12 protein-coding genes, 2 tRNA genes and 1 pseudogene are annotated in these 17,583 nt (G+C 59.1%); 4 read left to right on the top strand and 11 right to left on the bottom strand.

Features of this window, described 5'->3' with window-relative positions:
• Window positions 1-136: 136 nt before the first annotated feature.
• Both BW686_RS04925 and BW686_RS04920 read left to right on the top strand, forming a co-directional pair.
• Window positions 137-213 (top strand) — tRNA-Val (locus BW686_RS04925).
• A 167-nt stretch (window positions 214-380) separates the two neighbouring features.
• Window positions 381-457 (top strand) — tRNA-Val (locus BW686_RS04920).
• Between the two features lie 327 nt (window positions 458-784).
• On the opposite strand, the pseudogene BW686_RS27060 reads toward BW686_RS04920, so the two are convergent.
• The 4 genes and pseudogenes from BW686_RS27060 to BW686_RS04895 form a co-directional block, all read right to left on the bottom strand.
• Window positions 785-1,624, bottom strand: a pseudogene (locus BW686_RS27060) (IS3 family transposase); the annotation flags it as partial.
• A gap of 716 nt (window positions 1,625-2,340) precedes the next feature.
• Complete coding sequence (locus BW686_RS04905; protein WP_084914870.1) at window positions 2,341-3,402, bottom strand: SDR family oxidoreductase; 1,062 nt, start codon at window positions 3,400-3,402, stop codon at window positions 2,341-2,343.
• Window positions 3,403-3,526: 124 nt separating this feature from the next.
• Window positions 3,527-3,889, bottom strand: a complete 363-nt coding sequence (locus BW686_RS04900) for an NUDIX hydrolase (protein ID WP_084914867.1) — start codon at window positions 3,887-3,889, stop codon at window positions 3,527-3,529.
• 315 nt (window positions 3,890-4,204) lie between these two features.
• A complete protein-coding gene (locus BW686_RS04895) occupies window positions 4,205-5,269 on the bottom strand; it encodes an NAD(P)-dependent alcohol dehydrogenase (RefSeq protein WP_084914865.1) in 1,065 nt (354 codons plus the stop codon).
• Window positions 5,270-5,534: 265 nt separating this feature from the next.
• Between BW686_RS04895 and BW686_RS04890 the strand changes: the two genes are divergently transcribed.
• A complete protein-coding gene (locus BW686_RS04890) occupies window positions 5,535-8,417 on the top strand; it encodes a bifunctional diguanylate cyclase/phosphodiesterase (RefSeq protein WP_179149175.1) in 2,883 nt (960 codons plus the stop codon).
• Between the two features lie 180 nt (window positions 8,418-8,597).
• Window positions 8,598-9,152: a hypothetical protein gene (locus tag BW686_RS04885; protein ID WP_084914862.1), complete on the top strand. Its 555-nt coding sequence runs from the start codon at window positions 8,598-8,600 to the stop codon at window positions 9,150-9,152.
• Window positions 9,153-9,274: 122 nt separating this feature from the next.
• On the opposite strand, the gene BW686_RS04880 is transcribed toward BW686_RS04885, so the two are convergent.
• The 7 genes from BW686_RS04880 to BW686_RS04850 all read right to left on the bottom strand — a co-directional run bounded on the left by BW686_RS04880 (window position 9,275) and on the right by BW686_RS04850 (window position 17,553).
• Window positions 9,275-10,213 carry a carbohydrate kinase family protein gene (locus BW686_RS04880; protein WP_084914860.1) on the bottom strand — a complete coding sequence of 313 codons (939 nt, stop codon included), beginning with the start codon at window positions 10,211-10,213 and terminating at the stop codon, window positions 9,275-9,277.
• Between the two features lie 24 nt (window positions 10,214-10,237).
• Window positions 10,238-11,719, bottom strand: a complete 1,482-nt coding sequence (gene xylB, locus BW686_RS04875; RefSeq protein ID WP_084914857.1) for a xylulokinase — start codon at window positions 11,717-11,719, stop codon at window positions 10,238-10,240.
• Window positions 11,720-11,729: 10 nt separating this feature from the next.
• Window positions 11,730-13,211 (bottom strand): mannitol dehydrogenase family protein, encoded by a 1,482-nt coding sequence (locus tag BW686_RS04870; RefSeq protein WP_084914855.1) that lies wholly within the window; start codon window positions 13,209-13,211, stop codon window positions 11,730-11,732.
• A 17-nt stretch (window positions 13,212-13,228) separates the two neighbouring features.
• Entirely contained in the window at window positions 13,229-14,335 is a 1,107-nt protein-coding gene (locus BW686_RS04865) for an ABC transporter ATP-binding protein (protein WP_084914853.1), read from the bottom strand.
• 31 nt (window positions 14,336-14,366) lie between these two features.
• Entirely contained in the window at window positions 14,367-15,200 is an 834-nt protein-coding gene (locus BW686_RS04860) for a carbohydrate ABC transporter permease (RefSeq protein WP_084914851.1), read from the bottom strand.
• Window positions 15,201-15,210: 10 nt separating this feature from the next.
• Window positions 15,211-16,143 (bottom strand): carbohydrate ABC transporter permease, encoded by a 933-nt coding sequence (locus tag BW686_RS04855; RefSeq protein ID WP_084914849.1) that lies wholly within the window; start codon window positions 16,141-16,143, stop codon window positions 15,211-15,213.
• Window positions 16,144-16,230: 87 nt separating this feature from the next.
• The gene (locus tag BW686_RS04850; protein WP_084914846.1) at window positions 16,231-17,553 is read right to left on the bottom strand and encodes an ABC transporter substrate-binding protein; all 1,323 of its coding nucleotides are present in this window, start codon (window positions 17,551-17,553) and stop codon (window positions 16,231-16,233) included.
• Window positions 17,554-17,583 lie beyond the last annotated feature (30 nt).

The following is a 17,583-nucleotide window of genomic DNA, read 5'->3' as shown; positions in this document are numbered from 1 at the left end:
AGACGCGAACGCTCTGCCAGCATTGAGCGAAAAGGGCTGATGCAGGTTTTTTTGCAAAAACCGCTTTAATTCATAGGGTTAGCGAAAAAAACAGATTGACACACAACTCGATACCCGTAGAATACCGCCCCACAGCAGGCACGTAGCTCAGTTGGTTAGAGCACCACCTTGACATGGTGGGGGTCGTTGGTTCGAGTCCAATCGCGCCTACCAGACAAAATCCGCTCTGCTGGGCGGTAAGAAAAGGGTCAGCCGAAAGGTTGGCCCTTTTTTGTGCGTGACGCTTTGTTGGTCAGGGCAAAAATTTCAATTATTCAGAGAGTTACTGCAAAAAAGAATTTGACAGGTAATCGAATATCCGTAGAATGCCGCCCCACAGCAGGCACGTAGCTCAGTTGGTTAGAGCACCACCTTGACATGGTGGGGGTCGTTGGTTCGAGTCCAATCGCGCCTACCAAACAAAATCCGCTCTGCTGGGCGGTCGAGAGGGGAATCCGAAAGGGTTCCCTTTTTTGTTGCCTTGAGAAAACGTTCACAATCTATAGGCATCGTTCACACACTGCAATGAGAACGTCTGTTCTCGTTCAAATCGTCGTTCACACGAACGTTCACACCTCATTCACAGTGGCATTCACACGAGCAAATGTGAACGACCATACCTAACCTATTGATCTGTATAGCTTGAACACCTTCTTGTTAAGGTGGTGCTCATTGCTCGCAACCTCAAAATGCCAGGCTTTTAGCCAATTGAGCTGCGTGTCTGATGTATGCCGGACCGTAATTGTCAACTAATCCTTGATACGACGTTAAGTGTTTTTTCGTACTGAGTGGGTGTCCGTCCATCATTGAACTAGTGTGGCCGAATCCAGTTGTAAAGAGGCATCAGGTAGTAGCTGATGTCGCGGCGCGCTTCTTGAGCTGTCATATAGCCCACAGACGGTATCCATTCAGCTTTCAAGCTGCGAAACACTCGCTCCAATGGCGAGTTGTCGTAGCAATTACCCCGGCTACCCTGGCGGCTCATGCTCATGCTCATGCTCATGCGGTATCGCCAAAACCGCTTGCAAAACTGTCGGCTTCCATATTGGGTACCTTGGAGTGAAACAGCATGCCTTGAGGCTTTCCGCTTTGATCAAGTCCGTATCTGGCTTGTTCGAAAACGCTCAGCCCACCATCCGGTGCGTGAAGAGGCCCATTACAATCGCAGGCAATGCCATTTCCCTTGTGCCCGGATGTAGGTGATGTTGCCACACCAGACCTGATTGGGCGCGGGTAGATCAAACTCTCGATTCAACTATCCGAGATGTCAGGGTGCTCCAATGTTGTTTTTCAAGGATGCTAATCCGGCTGCTTGCTGATTGATCCCAGTTCTGGCATCAGGCCACGCACCTTGAGCCGACCGAGTTGCTCGCCATCCTCCTGCATCATCGACACGATACTGCGGCCGCCGCTGCGCTTCGACTTTGCCTGAATATTTCATTGACCCTGATCCATAGACAAGCCCGCTTGGGGTCTGGGGCGAGCATCGCAGGCAATGGTAGTCGTAGCAAGAGCGAGGTATATCGAGCACTTCGCACAGTAACTCGATTGGCTGGTGGGTAGTGCCTTGCTTGAAGATGGTATGGCGCTAGAGGTCTTTGATGACAGCTTCAAGCTTGTCAGCCTATTCCTGAGGTTCAGTCGGTGTAGAAAATGTCTTCGACTGTGAGGTTCCCTTTCTCCGCTCTGCTGGGCGGTAAGAAAAGGGTCAACCGAAAGGTTGGCCCTTTTTTGTTGACGATTTTCGTACTGATGTCCTGTATTGCTATGCATGCCGTGACGCTCGGCGTCACATTAGCCGCCGCGGCACAATGTCATGCTGTGCCCGTAATCACGGCACATAAATCAAAGCGATTTTTTGTGGCGATGGCACTGGCACTGGCGACGCAGAGTGCGACGTAAGTGACGGCAGAGCCTTGACGCTGATTCGGGGGTAGCCTGGCAGGACGCCAGGCTAGCCGCACCGGGCCAGGGATGGCCCGTTGCGGCGACCCCCGGATCAGTGTCAGGGCGAAGGAACCCGACGAAGTCGGGCCGGAAACGGAGCTTAGGGCTTTGCCTACTTTGGCCCCATCAAAGTAGGTCGCCGAGGGGCGAAAAGGTGCCCTGAGCCGTAAACAACCATCACTGACACCGCAGAACCGCCGTGTGACGCGGAGCGTCACGAACTGCATGCCGACGCGGAGCGTCGGCACGATAGTCAAGAAGGTTGGCCCTTTTTTGTTGCGTGTGCTTTGCACTGAATGACCGCCGACTCCCGCGCCCGCCAGTGAGGACGGGAGCCGCCTGAACAGCCAGGCCTCAGGGAATAAGACGGTCTTTACGCAATTTCTCGAACACGTTGAAAAAGGCATCGTCACTGGCCTGAAACGCCGTAAAGCCCAATTTGCGACTTTTCGACATGTCCGTGACCACTTCAATCGGACGACCCAGGTCGGCATCGGTGTGCCAGGGTGAGATCAACCGGTTGATGTCAGCTTCCTTGAGCTGGTGCTCACGGACAATGTCGGTCCAGGCAGCCTGGTCATCGGCCATCTGGGTTTCCAGCGGTGAAGGCTGATCCGGGAAGGCTGCCGGCTCTACGCCAAAGTATTCTGCGATCTGGCCCCACATCCAGCTCCAGCGAAAAACGTCGCCGTTGGTGATGTTGAACGCCTGATTGGCCGCTGCGGGTGTTGTGGCAGCCCACAGCTGCTGATGGGCCAGTTGGCGTGCATCAGTCATGTCGGTCAGGCTGTCCCACTGCACGCGTGAGCCCGGGAAGACGAAAGGTCGGCCAGTGGCTTTACAGATCGACGCGTAGACGGCCAGGGTGGTTGCCATGTTCATCGCGTTGCCCACGGCCACGCCGGTCACGGTGTGCGGACGATGCACGCTCCAGGTGAAGCCATCTTTTTCGGCGGCGGCGAAGACTTCATCTTCCTGCGCGTAATAGAAGTTCTCGATCTCCAGGCGTGGCTGTGTCTCTCTGAACGGGGTCTGCGGCAGCGTGCCTTTGCCATACGCCTCAAACGGGCCGAGGTAATGTTTGAGGCCGGTGACCAGTGCCGCATGCTGAACACTGCCCGCAGGCCGGACGGCGTCCAGCACATTGCGCACCATGGCGGCGTTGACGCGGATATTTTCCGCTTCGGTGGCCTGACGCGACCATATGGTGATAAAGACGTGAGTGGGCTTCAGGTCGGCCAGCGCTGCAGTGACGGATTCGGGGTCTTGAAGGTCTGCTGCGACGGGAATCACGCCGGGCCGGGTCGATGGACTACGGGAGAGGGCGGCAACCTGCCAATCGTTTTCCAGCAACAACTGTGTGATTGCGCCGCCGACAATGCCACTTGCGCCAACAACCAGGGCGGTCTGAGTCATGGGGATCTCCTGAGACGGGGGTGAAGTGAATGAACCGTCTGCTGCTTCAGAACAGCATCAGGCTCTACGGTTCAACCCGATCATGCGGCGCCCCTGTACTCTGCCGGTTTTGCCTGAGAATGCCTCAGCCCTGCAGGGCGTACGATTTGACGATGGTTTTGGTGGCGCTACTGGCTTTGAGGTCGCCGAGGTTCTTGGAGGCGAGCCATTTGCAGGCGGAAATTTCGTTTTGCGGTGACGGCTCGATGGAGCTTGGGACCTGTGTCATGAACACATAATGGGTCACTTCATCTTTTTCGTAGGCCGCCAGGTACAGCAGGTCCAGATTCACCAGGCCGGTTTCCTCGCTCAATTCGCGTACTGCGGCCTGAACGGGGGTTTCTCCAGATTCGATCTTGCCACCCGGCAATGCCCACCTGGATTTCGGTTTGCGTACGTAAAGCACCTGGCCGTCGCGTTTGCAGATGACTGTCGCTCGTAGTTTCATATTCCGTTCACCTGTTAAACGTCCGTTGACATCAATATCTGCAAGGACTTCGTGAACTTGAGACTTACCGGCAGTCAAGAGTAGTCACTAAGTTGTAATAAAAAGTTCATTATTATCAGTCGTCAAGCGCTGATCATGCGTTTTCCGGGCCACAAACGCCGTGAAACCGGCGAATGAGCGCTGATACTTTTCTGAACAGTATGGGAGGTCAGTGAGAAAATGCCGGGCATCAGTTCCCGCTGCGCGACGTACGGCAAGATTTTTTTGCAGGCATTGCCTTCCCTGGCAACCAGCTTCCCTCTAACGGACAGTCTTTCAGGCGGCAGAGGCCTCCTGCTTGAGGCTCGCCATGTCAATGACAAAGCGGTATTTGACGTCGCCTTTGAGCATCCGCTCGTAGGCCTCGTTGATGTCCTGCATGGCGATCATTTCGATGTCCGAGACGATGCCGTGCTCGGCACAGAAATCCAGCATTTCCTGGGTTTCCTGAATGCCCCCGATCAGCGAACCCGCCAGGCTGCGGCGCTTGAAGATCAGGTTGAAAACCGCCGGCGACGGGTGCGGTTCTGCCGGAGCACCGACCAGTGTCATGGTGCCGTCACGCTTGAGCAGCGAGAGAAAGGCGTCAAGGTCGTGCGGCGCTGCAACGGTGTTGAGAATGAAGTCCAGGCGGTTGGTCTGGGTTGCCATCTGCGCCGGGTCTCGGGACACGATCACCTCATCGGCGCCCAGGCGCAGGCCATCCTCGCGCTTGTCGGGGGATGTGGTGAACAGTACGACATGGGCACCCATCGCATGCGCGATCTTGACGCCCATATGGCCCAGGCCGCCCAGACCGACGATGCCGACTTTCATGCCCGGCCCGACTTTCCAGTGGCGCAGGGGAGAGTACGTGGTGATGCCCGCGCACAACAACGGCGCGACCGCCGCAAGATTGGCATCGTGCGAAACACGCAAGGCGAACTTTTCCTTGACCACAATCGTGTCGGAGTAGCCGCCGAAGGTGTTTTCACCGCCAAACACCGGGCCATTGTAAGTCCCGGTAAAACCGCTCTCGCAGTACTGCTCGTCGCCTTCAGCGCAGGATGCGCACTGCTGGCAACTGTCGACCATGCAACCGACACCGGCGATGTCGCCGATCTTGAATTGCGTGACATGGGCGCCTACCGCAGTCACCCGGCCGACGATTTCATGGCCGGGCACCGACGGGTAGAGCGTGTTGTGCCATTCATTGCGGGCCGTGTGCAGGTCGGAGTGGCAAACGCCGCAGTAAAGAATATCAATCTGCACATCATCGGCGCCCGGAGCGCGGCGTTCGAACTGGTACGGCTTGAGCACGTCTTTCGCCGATTGCGCTGCGTAGCTGTAAGTCTTGACCATTACTGTCACCTGTTCAGTGGGGGGATTGGCGTGAAGCCGGAGGTTAGCGTAGTCGCCGTTTGGTTATCGCTGTTGCGGGCTTCACGCCTCGCTTGAATCTGACCGGTCCGGCGGCCGGATAGTGCCCTGCGTCACATACCCGTCCCGGTGCATGAAAGAGGTCTGCCAAAAAGGAATGAACTTTGCAACAATGTCGCTACACATGTGTTACCTCTGGTCATGGTTTCAATCATGACCGCCGTCGGCTTCTGTATCTGGTGCTTCAATGACTGTCTCTAATCTGGCCACAGACCTGTGCCCGAGCGTGGCCTCCGATCACGGCTACGCGCTGAATGACAGTCCCGACGGTTTGTCGGACATGGACTCCATCGATGCGGTGCTGAGCGCAGCCCAGGCGCACATGCCGGATATTGCCTGGGCCGCGTATGCTGCCGGTGACCTGAAATGCCTGCTGGGGCAGGGTGACGACAAGGTTGTGTGGCCCGGGCACATCGCTGCGGAAGACTTTGATACGTTCTGCCAGCAGTTGCAGCTTGATCGCCGCGTCGCCGGTCAGGGTGAAGACGTGCTGGGCTGGGTGCTGGCTCCGATGGCCGAAAAAGACCATCCGCACCTGGTGGAACTGGCAGGCAGGCTGGGGGCATTGTTACAAACGGCGGCACTGGTGCGGGCGCAAAATACCCAACGGGTACTGTATGAGATCAGCCTCTTGGCCAGTTCGCCGCTTGATCGTGGTGCTTTCCTGCAAGGCATCCATGCACAACTGGGCACGTTGATCGATGCTGAAAATTTCTACGTCGCCCTGTATGACCCGCAGTGCGGCAAGATCACCTATCCCTATTACATCGACCGGTTCGATGACGAGGCAATGGCGGCCGAGGCGTTCGAGTTCATCGACCCGGATCGAATTTCCCTGACCGGTTATGTCCTGAGTACCGGCCAGCCCCTGTTCCTCGGCGCGTCGTGTATCGAACTGGCCAAAAACGAAGGCCGATTTTTTTGCTACGGACGGTTGCCGGAGTTCTGGATGGGCGCGCCCCTGAAGAACGCTTCGGACGAAGTGTTCGGTATGGTAGCGATGCAGGTGTACGACGTGTCTCGCGTCTACAGCGCTCAGGACCGGGCGTTGTTCGCGGTGGTCTCGCGCTATGTGGCCATGGCGCTGGACCGTCTGTTACGGCGTGCCGATCTGGAGCAGATCGTGGCCCTGCGCACGCAACAGCTTTGTGCGGCCAACGATGCGCTGAGGCAAGAAGTAAAGGACCGCGAGCGCGCCGAGCACCTGCAAAGCGCGCTGTTCCGGATTGCCGAGCTTTCCAGCCAGCCGGGGGACATGAACGAGCTGTTCCACAGCCTGCACATGATTGTCGGCGAGTTGCTGGTGGCGCTGAACTTCTACATCGCGCTCTATGACAGCACCACCGGCGAGGTGACGTTTCCGTATTACATCGACGAGTACAGGCCCGTGCCACCGCGTTCCCGACGCGGGCAGCGTGGCTTCACGGAGTATGTGATCGGTCAGCGACGACCTTGCCTGATCGACTACGAAGATGCCCGCAGGCTGGAAAGTCTCGGAGAGATTGAAGTCCAGAAAGACCCCACCCCGTCTTTTTCCTGGCTGGGCATTCCCTTGTTCGATGGGGAACAGGTGCGTGGCGTGCTGGTGGTGCAGAGCTATTCGAAAGATGTCAGCTATACCCAGCGTGATCAGGAGTTACTGACCTTCGTATCGCGCCACATCGACACTGCCTTGTCTCGCCGCAACGCGGCGGAAGCCATTCATACCGCGAACCTGCGCCTCGAAGCCAGGGTTCGCGACAGAACCCGGGAGCTGGACCAGGCCAATGCCAGGCTGCAACATGAAAATTCCCACGACTCGCTGACCGGGCTGCCCAACCGCAGTCATCTGCAGTATCGCCTCAAGCACGCCTGGCAGGCGTTCTGCCGAAGCGGCCAGCAACTGATGGTCATGTTTATCGATCTGGATCGTTTCAAGATGATCAATGACAGCCTGGGTCATCATTGCGGCGACATGCTGTTGATCCAGGCAGCCGAGCGGCTGCGCAGTTGCATGCGCGAGGGTGATCTGCTGGCGCGGCTGGGCGGTGACGAGTTCGCCGTGCTGAGCATCGATGCGCCTTTGCAGACCGGCATGGACATCGCCCAACGGATACTGACCGCGTTCGAACAGCCCTTCGTGATTGATGACCACACGGTGTTCTCTTCCTGCAGCATTGGTGTGGTAAGTGCCGACAGCCAGTTCCATCAAGAGCCGGCTGATCTTTTGCGCGATGCCGATACCGCCATGTATCGGGTCAAGAATGGCGGACGTGACAGCTTTGCAGTGTTTAACCAGGCACTGCGCCGAGAGGTTCTGGATCAGGTCGAGCAGGAAGGCGCATTGCGTACCGCGCTGAAGCGCACGGATCAGTTGATTCCTTATTTTCAGCCGATTGTCTGCGTCAACACCGGCGAGCTGCAGGCCCTCGAGGCATTGATCCGCTGGCGCACGCCGGATGGCCGGATCATCGCGCCGGAGAGCTTTTTGCCTGCGCTGGAGGGCCTGCGCCTGATCGGGCGACTGGATTTGTACATGCTCAACCGGGTCATCACCATTCTGGCGCAACCCGAGAACAGTCAGTGGCCGCCGGTGCATGTGAACTGCTCCAGTTACAGCATCACGCGTCCGACCTTCTCTGCAGAAGTGCTGGCGATGCTTGCCGAACACAATGTTGCGCCTCAGCGCCTGTGCCTGGAACTGACCGAGGGCGCGCTGGTGGCCGACCCCGAGCAGGCGCGTTTGTCGATGCAACTGCTGGCGGAGCAGGGCATGTCGGTCATGCTGGACGATTTCGGCGCGGGCTTCTCGTCCCTCAGTTATGTCCATCAGTATCATTTCAGTGGCCTGAAAATCGACAAGTCGTTCATTTTCGGACTGGCCTCCAGTGTGCGCAGTCGGGCTATTGTCCGCGCCATTGTGCGCATGGCTGAATCCCTTGACCTGACGGTGGTTGCCGAAGGGGTCGAAGACCTGGAAACCCTGGAGCTGCTGCGCGAGATCGGCGCGACCCAGGCTCAGGGCTATTACTTCTCCGCACCGATGCCCATCGGGCAACTGGGCCTCGGCCTGGATCACACGCCGGACTGACGGCAGCGTTTTCCCGGCGAAGGCTTGCCGCAATCGGCAACCTACACCTGTTTTTTTGACGCCGGGTGTCTTGGTCTTTCGAGTGAAAATCATATAAATCAATGGATTAAAGACGATTCACCGAGTTGGCACCGGACTTGCTGTTGAACCTGCGCAGCATGTTCATCAAGAGGTGAAGAGATGATTATTGGCACGAGTGCGCTTGAGCAGCTGGTTTCCCGAGCGGTCGTCGGGCGCAAGACCGTGGATGAGGTGTCTCAGGACGCTTTCAGTGCGGTCGCCGCCGCTGGCCTGAGTTCAGGTTCGGCACCGGTCATGGCGCAGACCAGCGATACAACATCGCAGGACAGCAAGCAGGACAACAGCGGATACAACGAATCCTTTGCACGGATGATGATCAACCTGAAGTCTGCCGGTGATACGTCACTGTCGGCCAAGACGGGTGATAGCGATAACGGTTTCATCGGTTCGGTGGCTAGCGCTGCCAGCGCCTCTGACACCGCCTCGACGGATTCGGTACAACAGAAGTTCATGGATTCTCTGAAGCAGACAGCCGAAGAGAAAGTGCGCGAGAAGCTGACGGGCGTCACCCAGAAAAACTACGACGCCATGACGCCTCAGGACCAACTGGCCATCGACCAGAAAGTCCAGGACGCGCTCAAGGACAAGCAGAATGATGTGGCGGACGACATCAACACCCGCATCAGAGGTATCAAGGCCGGAATGGTGGCCTGATCAGGCCTTTTTTTCAGTTGCTTTTAAAGCGGCAGTAATGGCTCTTTCGTGAGCTGGCTCACGAAGACTATCGCCCATGCACCGCCACTGATGCGGATGCATGGGGGTAGCGTTTAAGCCTTTTACCCCAACTGATGCCGATACGGCAGGTCCGGGCCGACTTTCGTACAGGTCAGCGCGGCTGCGCCGACGGCAAAATTCAGCATCTCGTCCAGTGTTGCCCGCGACAGCGTCGCCAGGCCTTCTGGCGTGTCCAGCTGGCGTTCGCTCAGGAACGTCAACAGCGCCGCCTGGAACGTGTCGCCTGCGCCCACCGTATCCGCCGTCACCACGGTTTTGGCCGGCACCGACCATGTACCGTGCTGCCGAGTGAAGACACTGGCACCTTGAGTGCCGCGTGTGACAACCACCAGTTGCGTGTGCTTGCCCAGCCAGCCTTCGGCGATCTGCTGTGGGCTGCTTTCCGGGTACAGCAGGTGCAGGTCTTCATCGCTGACCTTGATCAAGTGCGCGTGCTCGGCGAACGAGGCGATCTGGCTGCGCCAGCGCTGAATGTCCGGCGCCGGGTTGAGGCGCACGTTGGGGTCCAGAGAGATCAGGCGTGTGGCGCTTTCGCGGGCGACCAGCGCCAGCAGCGTGTCGGCAATCGGTTGCACCACCAGCGAGAACGAACCGACTTGAATACCGCGGACATGCTCGCCCAGTTCAGGCAAGTGCTCCAGGCGCAATTGCCGGTCGGCGCAACCGTCACCGCGAAAGCTGTAAGTGGGCGAGCCATCGGGGCCTACCGCGACCATCGCCAGCGTAGTGGGTGAATCAAAGTCGACCAGATGATCGGCATTGACCGTCTCCTGCTCCAGCACGGCGCGCAGGCGGCGTCCCAGGTAGTCGGTGGACAGCCCGGCAAAAAAGGTGGCGTCCACGCCCATGCGCCGCAGACCGATGGCGACGTTAAACGGAGAACCGCCGGCAATGGCATCGAACCCCAGTCGATTGAGGGAGCCGCCGTCCTCAGCGCGGGTGAAAATATCAAACAGTGCTTCGCCGCAAACCAGAAACATAAGTGCTCCATGAAAAGACAGGGTTCAAACGTCGCGCAGTTGCGCCTGATAGGACTGATAGACCTGCTGATACGCCGTCACGTTGTCCGCGACAGGGTGGGTCTCGCTGCTTGGGTCGAGGCTCACGCAGCGCTCGCACAGGGTGTGCAAGTCTTGAGCCTTGCCGTTGGCCGTCGACCAGCACCAGGCGGCCTGAATGGCTGCGCCGAGGGCGGCAGCTTCCGAATGGTGGGTGCAGATCACCGGCGTGTCCATGATGTCGGCCACGATCTGACGCCAGACTGCACTTTTGGACCCACCCCCGATGAGACGGATCTTTTCGCTGCGTATGCCGCTGTCGCGAAGCAGGTCCAGGCCGTAACGAAGACCGAAGGTCGTGCCTTCGACCACCGCCCGGCACAGGTTGGCCTGGGTCAGGTTGGTGCTGTCCAGCCCGACGATACTGCCGGTGGCGTCGGGCAGGGCGGGCACGCGTTCACCGTTGAGAAACGGCAGCATCAGCACGCCTTCGGCGCCGATGGGCGACTGGGCGACCGCCTGGTTGAAGTTCTTGATGTCCAGCGCGAACAGCTCGCGTATGGCCGTGGTGGCGTTGGTCAGGTTCATGGTGCAAATCAACGGCAACCAGCCACCGGACGACGAGCAGAACGTCGCGACGGAGGCGTGTTCGCTGACCGTGGCCTGGTCCGCGTAGGCGTACAGAGTGCCTGACGAACCCAGACTCATGGTGATCAGCCCCGGCTGGATATTGCCGGTGCCGATGGCGCCCATCATGTTGTCGCCGCCGCCGCTGGAGACCCGCGCGTGCGGATTGAGCCCCAGCAATTCGGCAACCTCGGGCCGCAGGGTACCCACCGGCTGATCGGCTTCAAGCAGGGGTGGCAATGCCTTGCCCAGACGCCCGCTCGGGTCGATGTGGGCGAGCAGCGGCAAGTCCCATTCGCGTGTGCGAACGTTGAAATAGCCCGTGCCCGACGCATCGCCGTAGTCGGTGCAGCAACGCCCGGTCAGCCAGTAGTTGAGGTAATCGTGGGGCAGCAGCACCTTGTCGACACGTTCGAACACCTCGGGGTGCTGCTCTTTGGTCCACAGCAGCTTGGACACGGTGTAGCCCGGCGCGATCACCAGTCCCAGACGGTCGAGCGAGCCTTGAGGTCCGCCCAGATAATCCAGCAGCCGCCGGTTTTCAGGGGCCGTTTCGGTGTCGCACCACAATTTGGCCGGGCGCAGCACCTGACCCTGATCATCGAGCAGCACAAGACCATGTTGCTGACCGGAGACGCCGATGCCCAGAATCTGCTGCCCGGAAACGTCAGCAAGGGCCAACGCCTCGCGGACGGCTTGCTGCAACGCCCCCAGCCATTGCTGCACGTCCTGTTCGCGGCGGCCGTTGTGGTCGCTGATCAGGCTGTGGGGGGCCGAGCCTTCGCCCAGTACCTTGCCGCTTTCGGCATCCAGCACCAGCGCTTTGGTGCCCTGGGTGCCGCAGTCGATTCCAAGAAACATGATGTGTCCCTCAGCGGCCGGTGGCGAGAAGTTTTTCCAGGGTGCCGCTGACACCCGATTCGCGCAGATTATTGACGTTTTGCTCGAACGCCGCCACGAATTCGGCCGATTGCGGAATGGCCAGACCGAAAATCTCTTCCACCTGCAGCAAACGCTGGGTCATCAGTGCGTCGTCAGCCACCAGTGCCTGACAGAACTCGGCGCGCGGGTCGGGAATCTTGTAGGTCACCCCGTTTTCGTCAACGCCCTTCAAATACAGCGCCCATGCGGCCACCACCAGCGAAGCGCGCTCCAGGTTTCCTTGATCGACAATCAGGCGATTGATGGTGGGAATGGTGAATTTAGGGAATTTAGAGGAGCCGTCCGAGCAGACCCGTTCCAGCTGATCGGCAATCGCCTGGTTGGAAAAGCGCTCGATCAGCGTGTCCTTGTAACCTTCCAGATCGATGCCCGGCACCGACGCCAGTTGCGGGGTGACGTCCAGGTCCATGTAGTCGCGGATGTAACGCACGAACAGCGGGTCATTCATGGTTTCGTGTACGAAGCGATAGCCTTTCAGAAAGCCCAGATAGGTCAACGCGAGATGGCTGCCGTTGAGCAGCTTGATCTTCATTTCCTCGTAGGGCGTCACGTCGTCGGTGAACTGCACGCCGACTTTTTCCCAGGCCGGACGACCGTTGACGAATTTGTCTTCCAGCACCCATTGCACGAACGGTTCGCAGACCACGGGCCAGGCGTCGTCAATGTTCTTCTCGTCTGCCAGTTGCAGCCGGTGTGCGGCGCTGGTCATGGGCGTGATGCGATCCACCATTGCGTTCGGGAAGCTCACGTTGGCGGCGATCCAGTCATGCAGATCGGCATCGTGCAACGCGGCAAACGCCAGCAGCGCCTTTCGCGCCACCGCGCCATTGTGCGGCAGGTTATCGCAGGACATCAGGGTAAAGGCGGGCGCGCCAGCGGTGCGTCGGCGAGCCAGCGCGGCGCACAGGAAGCCGAACACCGTTTTGGGCTGATCCGGGTGTGCCAGGTCGTGCTGAATCTGCGGCAGGTGCGCCATGAACTGACCGTTGCTGTCGTCGATGCAATAACCGCCTTCTGTGATGGTCAGCGAAACGATGCGGATGTCCGGGCTGGCCAGCTTGTCGATCAGCGCCTGCGGGCCGTCTTCGGCCAGCAGCATGCCGCTGATCGAGCCAATGACGCTGGTTTCGGTGTCTGGCGTGTCACCCAGCTCATAGAGCGTGTACAGGTAGTCCTGCTGCGCCAGCGCATCCCGCACGGCTTTGTCTTCAGGGCGCAGGCCCACGCCACAGATGCTCCAGTCCAGGCCTTCGCCGCTGTTCATCAGCGCATCGGTATAAAACGCCTGATGCGCCCGATGGAAACCGCCGACCCCGATGTGGGCAATGCCCTGACGCGTGCTTTCGACCGCGTACGCGGGCAGGGCAATGTCTGCATCCAGTTGCGACAGATTGTTTTTGTTCAGTTTCATGAAGGATTCTCCGGAGCTCAGGCGGCGGCCGTCTGCAAGGCTTTGGCAATCACCAGACCTTGCGCGTCGAACAGGTGGCAATGGGTGCTGTCGAGGTGCAGGTTCAGCGTTTCGCCGTACTGACTCGCCAGGTCACCGCGAATACGCAGCGTCAGCGGTTCGCCGGAATGGGTGCGCACATGGCAATAGGTATCGCTGCCGAGGCGTTCGCTGACGTCGGCGATGACTTGCAACTGGCAGTCGCCGTTCTGCGCGAGATTCAAGTGTTCCGGGCGAATGCCCAGGGTGACCGGCGCGCCGACACTCTGCCCGGTGGCGTTGACCGGCAGGCTGATGCGGGTCCCGGCGTCGAGTTCGACCTCGCAACCGGCGCTGTCGACACGGCTGATCTTGCCCTTGAGGAAGCCCATCTTCGGCGTGCCGAGAAAACCGGCCACGAACAGGTTGGCCGGGTGGTGATACAACTCCAGCGGCGAGCCGACCTGCTCGACCTTGCCGCCATTGAGCACCACCACCTTGTCGGCCAGCGTCATGGCTTCGACCTGATCGTGGGTGACGTAGATCATCGTGGCCTGCAACTCCTTGTGCAGGCGCGATAGTTCAAGGCGGGTCTGCACCCGCAGCGCGGCGTCGAGGTTGGACAGGGGTTCATCGAACAGGAAAATCTTCGGGTTGCGCACGATGGCGCGTCCGATGGCCACACGCTGACGCTGGCCGCCGGAGAGCTGCTTGGGCTTGCGCTCCAGCAACGGGCCAAGCTCCAGAATACGAGCGGCTTCATCGACCTTTTTCTTGATGTCGGCTTTGTCGCCACCGGCCAGGTCCAGCGCGAACGACAGGTTCTTTCCCACCGTCATGTGCGGATACAGCGCGTAGGTCTGGAACACCATCGCCAGGTCACGTTTGGCCGGCGTGACCTGGGTGATGTCTCGGCCATCGAGCTCGATGGTGCCGGACGTGACCTCTTCAAGCCCGGCGATCAGCCGCAGCAGGGTGGACTTGCCACAGCCCGAAGGCCCGACGAACACCACGAACTCTCGGTCTTTCACGTCCAGATCGATGCCTTTGATGATCTGGTGACCGTCAAAGCCTTTTTGCAGATTGCGGATGCTCAGGTTAGCCATGTTTGACTCCTTTTTATTCTTTGGGTCGGGGCTATTTGACAGCGCCGAACGACAGGCCGCGAACCAGTTGTTTCTGACTGATCCAGCCGAAAATCAGGATGGGTGCGCATGCCAGGGTCGACACCGCTGAAAGCTTGGCCCAGAACAGCCCTTCAGGACTGGAGTAGGACGCGATCAACGCAGTCAATGGCGCCGCAGCGGACGACGTGAGGTTCAGCGACCAGAACGCCTCGTTCCAGCACAGAATCAACGACAGCAGCGCGGTGGACGCCAGGCCGCCTTTGCAGATCGGCATCAGCACACGAAAGATCTCCTGGCGGGTACTGGCACCGTCCAGACGCGAGGCTTCGAGGATTTCACCGGGAATGTCCTTGAAGTAGGTGTAGATCATCCAGACCACGATCGGCAGGTTGATCAGCGTGTAGATGATGATCAGCGCCAGCCGCGAATCCAGCAGACCAAACGTCTTGGCCAACAGGTAGATCGGCATCAGCACACCCACCGGCGGCAGCATTTTGGTCGACAGCATCCACAGCAGCGTACCTTTGGTGCGCTTGGTTTCGAAAAATGCCATCGAATAGGCCGCAGGTATGGCGATCAGCATCGCCAGGGCCGTGGCGCTGAACGAGATCAGCACCGAGTTCCAGGCGAAGTGAAAGTAATCACTGCGTTCCTGAATGTGCAGGTAGTTCTCCAGCGTCGGGGTGAAAAACAGTTGAGGCGGCGTCGCAAAGGCGTCGATCTCGGTCTTGAAGCTGGTCAGTACCATCCAGAAGATCGGGAAGAACACCAGTGCGGCGATGAGCCAGGACAGGGTTCCGAGCAGCAGGCTTTGCAGGCGTCGTGATTGTTTGAGCGTCATCATGGCAAGGTCCTCATGACTTGTCGGTGAGGTTTTTGCCGATCATCCGGATCAGGATGATCGCCGCGATGTTGGCAATGACGACGGCAATCAGCCCGCCCGCCGAGGCCATACCGACGTCGAACTGCAGCAGCGCCTGGATGTAGATCAGGTACGCCAGGTTGGTCGAAGCAAAGCCCGGTCCGCCGTTGGTGGTGGTGAAGATTTCAGCGAACACCGAGAGCAGGAAGATCGTTTCGATCATCACCACCACGGCGATAGGGCGGGCCAGGTGCGGCAGGGTCAAGTGCCAGAAGATCGCCAGCGGGCCGGCACCGTCCAGGCGCGCTGCCTCTTTTTGCTCCTGATCCAGCGACTGCATGGCGGTCATCAGAATCAGGATGGCAAATGGCAGCCACTGCCAGGACACGATGATGATGATCGACAGCATCGGGTAGTGGGCGAACCAGTCGATGGGCTCCGCGCCGAAGAACTTCCACACCGCCGCGAGTACGCCGGAGACCGGGTGAAAAATCAGGTTTTTCCAGATCAGCGCGCTGACGGTGGGCATGATGAAGAAGGGTGAGATCAGCAGGACGCGGACAATGCCTCTACCGAAAAACTCGCTGGCTTCCAGCAGGGCCGAAATGAGTACGCCGAGGATCACGCTGATCGCCAGCACACTGCCGACCAGCAGCAAGGTATTGCCCGCACCGGGCAAAAAGCCGCTGTCGGTGACGAAATACTGAAAGTTTTCCAGCCCGACGAATTCGTTTTCACCGGGCGACAGCAAGTTGTAACGGATCAGCGAGAAATAAATGGTCATGCCCAGCGGCACGATCATCCACACCAGCAGAAGCGCTACCGAAGGGCTGACCAGAAACCAGCCCGGTTTGAAGCGACGGCTTTTGATCGGGGGCTGAACGCCGGACAGGTCCGTGCGTTCAGGGGAGGCTGAGGTAGTCATGGGAAGCTCCGAACCGGATTGCACCAGAGTGGTTGCGCAGTTGAAGGGCAGGGTGAGGGCCGAAGCGCTCACCCCGCAGCACGGGGTTTACTTTTTAGGGTAACCCGCTCGTTTCATGTCCCGCACGGTGGCGGTCTGCGCGTTTTCCAAGGCTTTTTCGACGGTGGCCTGACCAATCAAGGCCGCCGAGAACTGCTGGCCGACACTGGTGCCGATGGCCTGGAATTCAGGAATGGTCACCAACTGAATGCCGACATAAGGCACGGGTTTGAGCGTCGGCGACTTGGGCGTGACGGCCTTGAGCGACTCGAGGGTAATGTTGGCGAACGGCGCGGCCTTCTTGTACGCATCGCTGTACGTCGAGGCGCGGGTGCCAGGCGGTACGTTGGACACGCCATCGGTGTCGGCCACCAGCTTGGCGTACTCTTTGGAGGTCGCCCACTGGGTAAACTCGGCAGCTTCCTTGGCGTTCTTGGCGCTGGTCGGGATCGCCAGCGACCACGAATACAACCAGGCCGACCCCTTGTCGGTCACTTCGTGAGGCGCATAGGTGAAGCCCACATCGTCGGCCACCTTGCTTTGCTTTTTGTCGGTCACAAACGAGCCGGCGACGCTGGCGTCCACCCAGATCGCGCATTTGCCACTGTTGAACAGCGCAAGGTTTTCGTTGAAGCCGTTACTGGAAGCGCCCGGCGGGCCGGATTGTTTCATGGTGTTGACGTAGAAGTTCAGCGCGTTCTTCCATTCCGGCTGGTCGAACTGCGGTGTCCACTGTTCATCGAACCAGCGCGCGCCATAGGCGTTGGCCAGGGTGGTGATCAGTGCCATGTTTTCACCCCAGCCGGCCTTGCCGCGCAGGCAGATACCGTACTGTTCCTTGGACTTGTCGGTCAGCTTGCCGGCAAAGTCGGCTATCTGGGTCCAGGTAGGGCGTTCCGGCATGGTCAGGCCTGCGGCCTTGAACAGGTCGGTGCGGTAGTAGGTGATCGACGCCTCGGCGTAGAACGGCAGAGCGAACAGTTTGCCGTCCACCGACAGGCCGTCGCGCACTGACGGGAACACATCGTCCAGGTCATAGCTGGCGGGCAGGTCTTTCATTTCCTGCAACCAGCCTTTCTGACCCCAGAGCGACGCCTCGTACATGCCGATGGTCAGCACATCGAACTGGCCGCCCTTGGTGGCGATGTCCGTGGTCAGACGCTGGCGCAGGACGTTTTCTTCGAGCACCACCCACTTGAGTTTGATATCAGGGTGGGCTTTTTCAAACTCGCTGGAGAGGCGTTGCATGCGGATCATGTCGCTGTTGTTGACCGTGGCAATGGTCACGGTGCCGGCCGTGGCGCTGCCACTGAATACGAAACAGGTACTGAGGACGGAACTGGCGAGCAGAAGTTTTGCTGAGGTCTTCATTGATCACTCCTCTTCCACGCCCAATGAGCA

This window comes from Pseudomonas syringae (genome assembly GCF_002157375.1).
Classification (GTDB): Bacteria; Pseudomonadota; Gammaproteobacteria; order Pseudomonadales; family Pseudomonadaceae; genus Aquipseudomonas; species Aquipseudomonas syringae_T.
The sequence above is the reverse complement of the archived record's forward strand: the minus strand, read 5'-3'. Positions and strand labels throughout refer to the sequence as shown.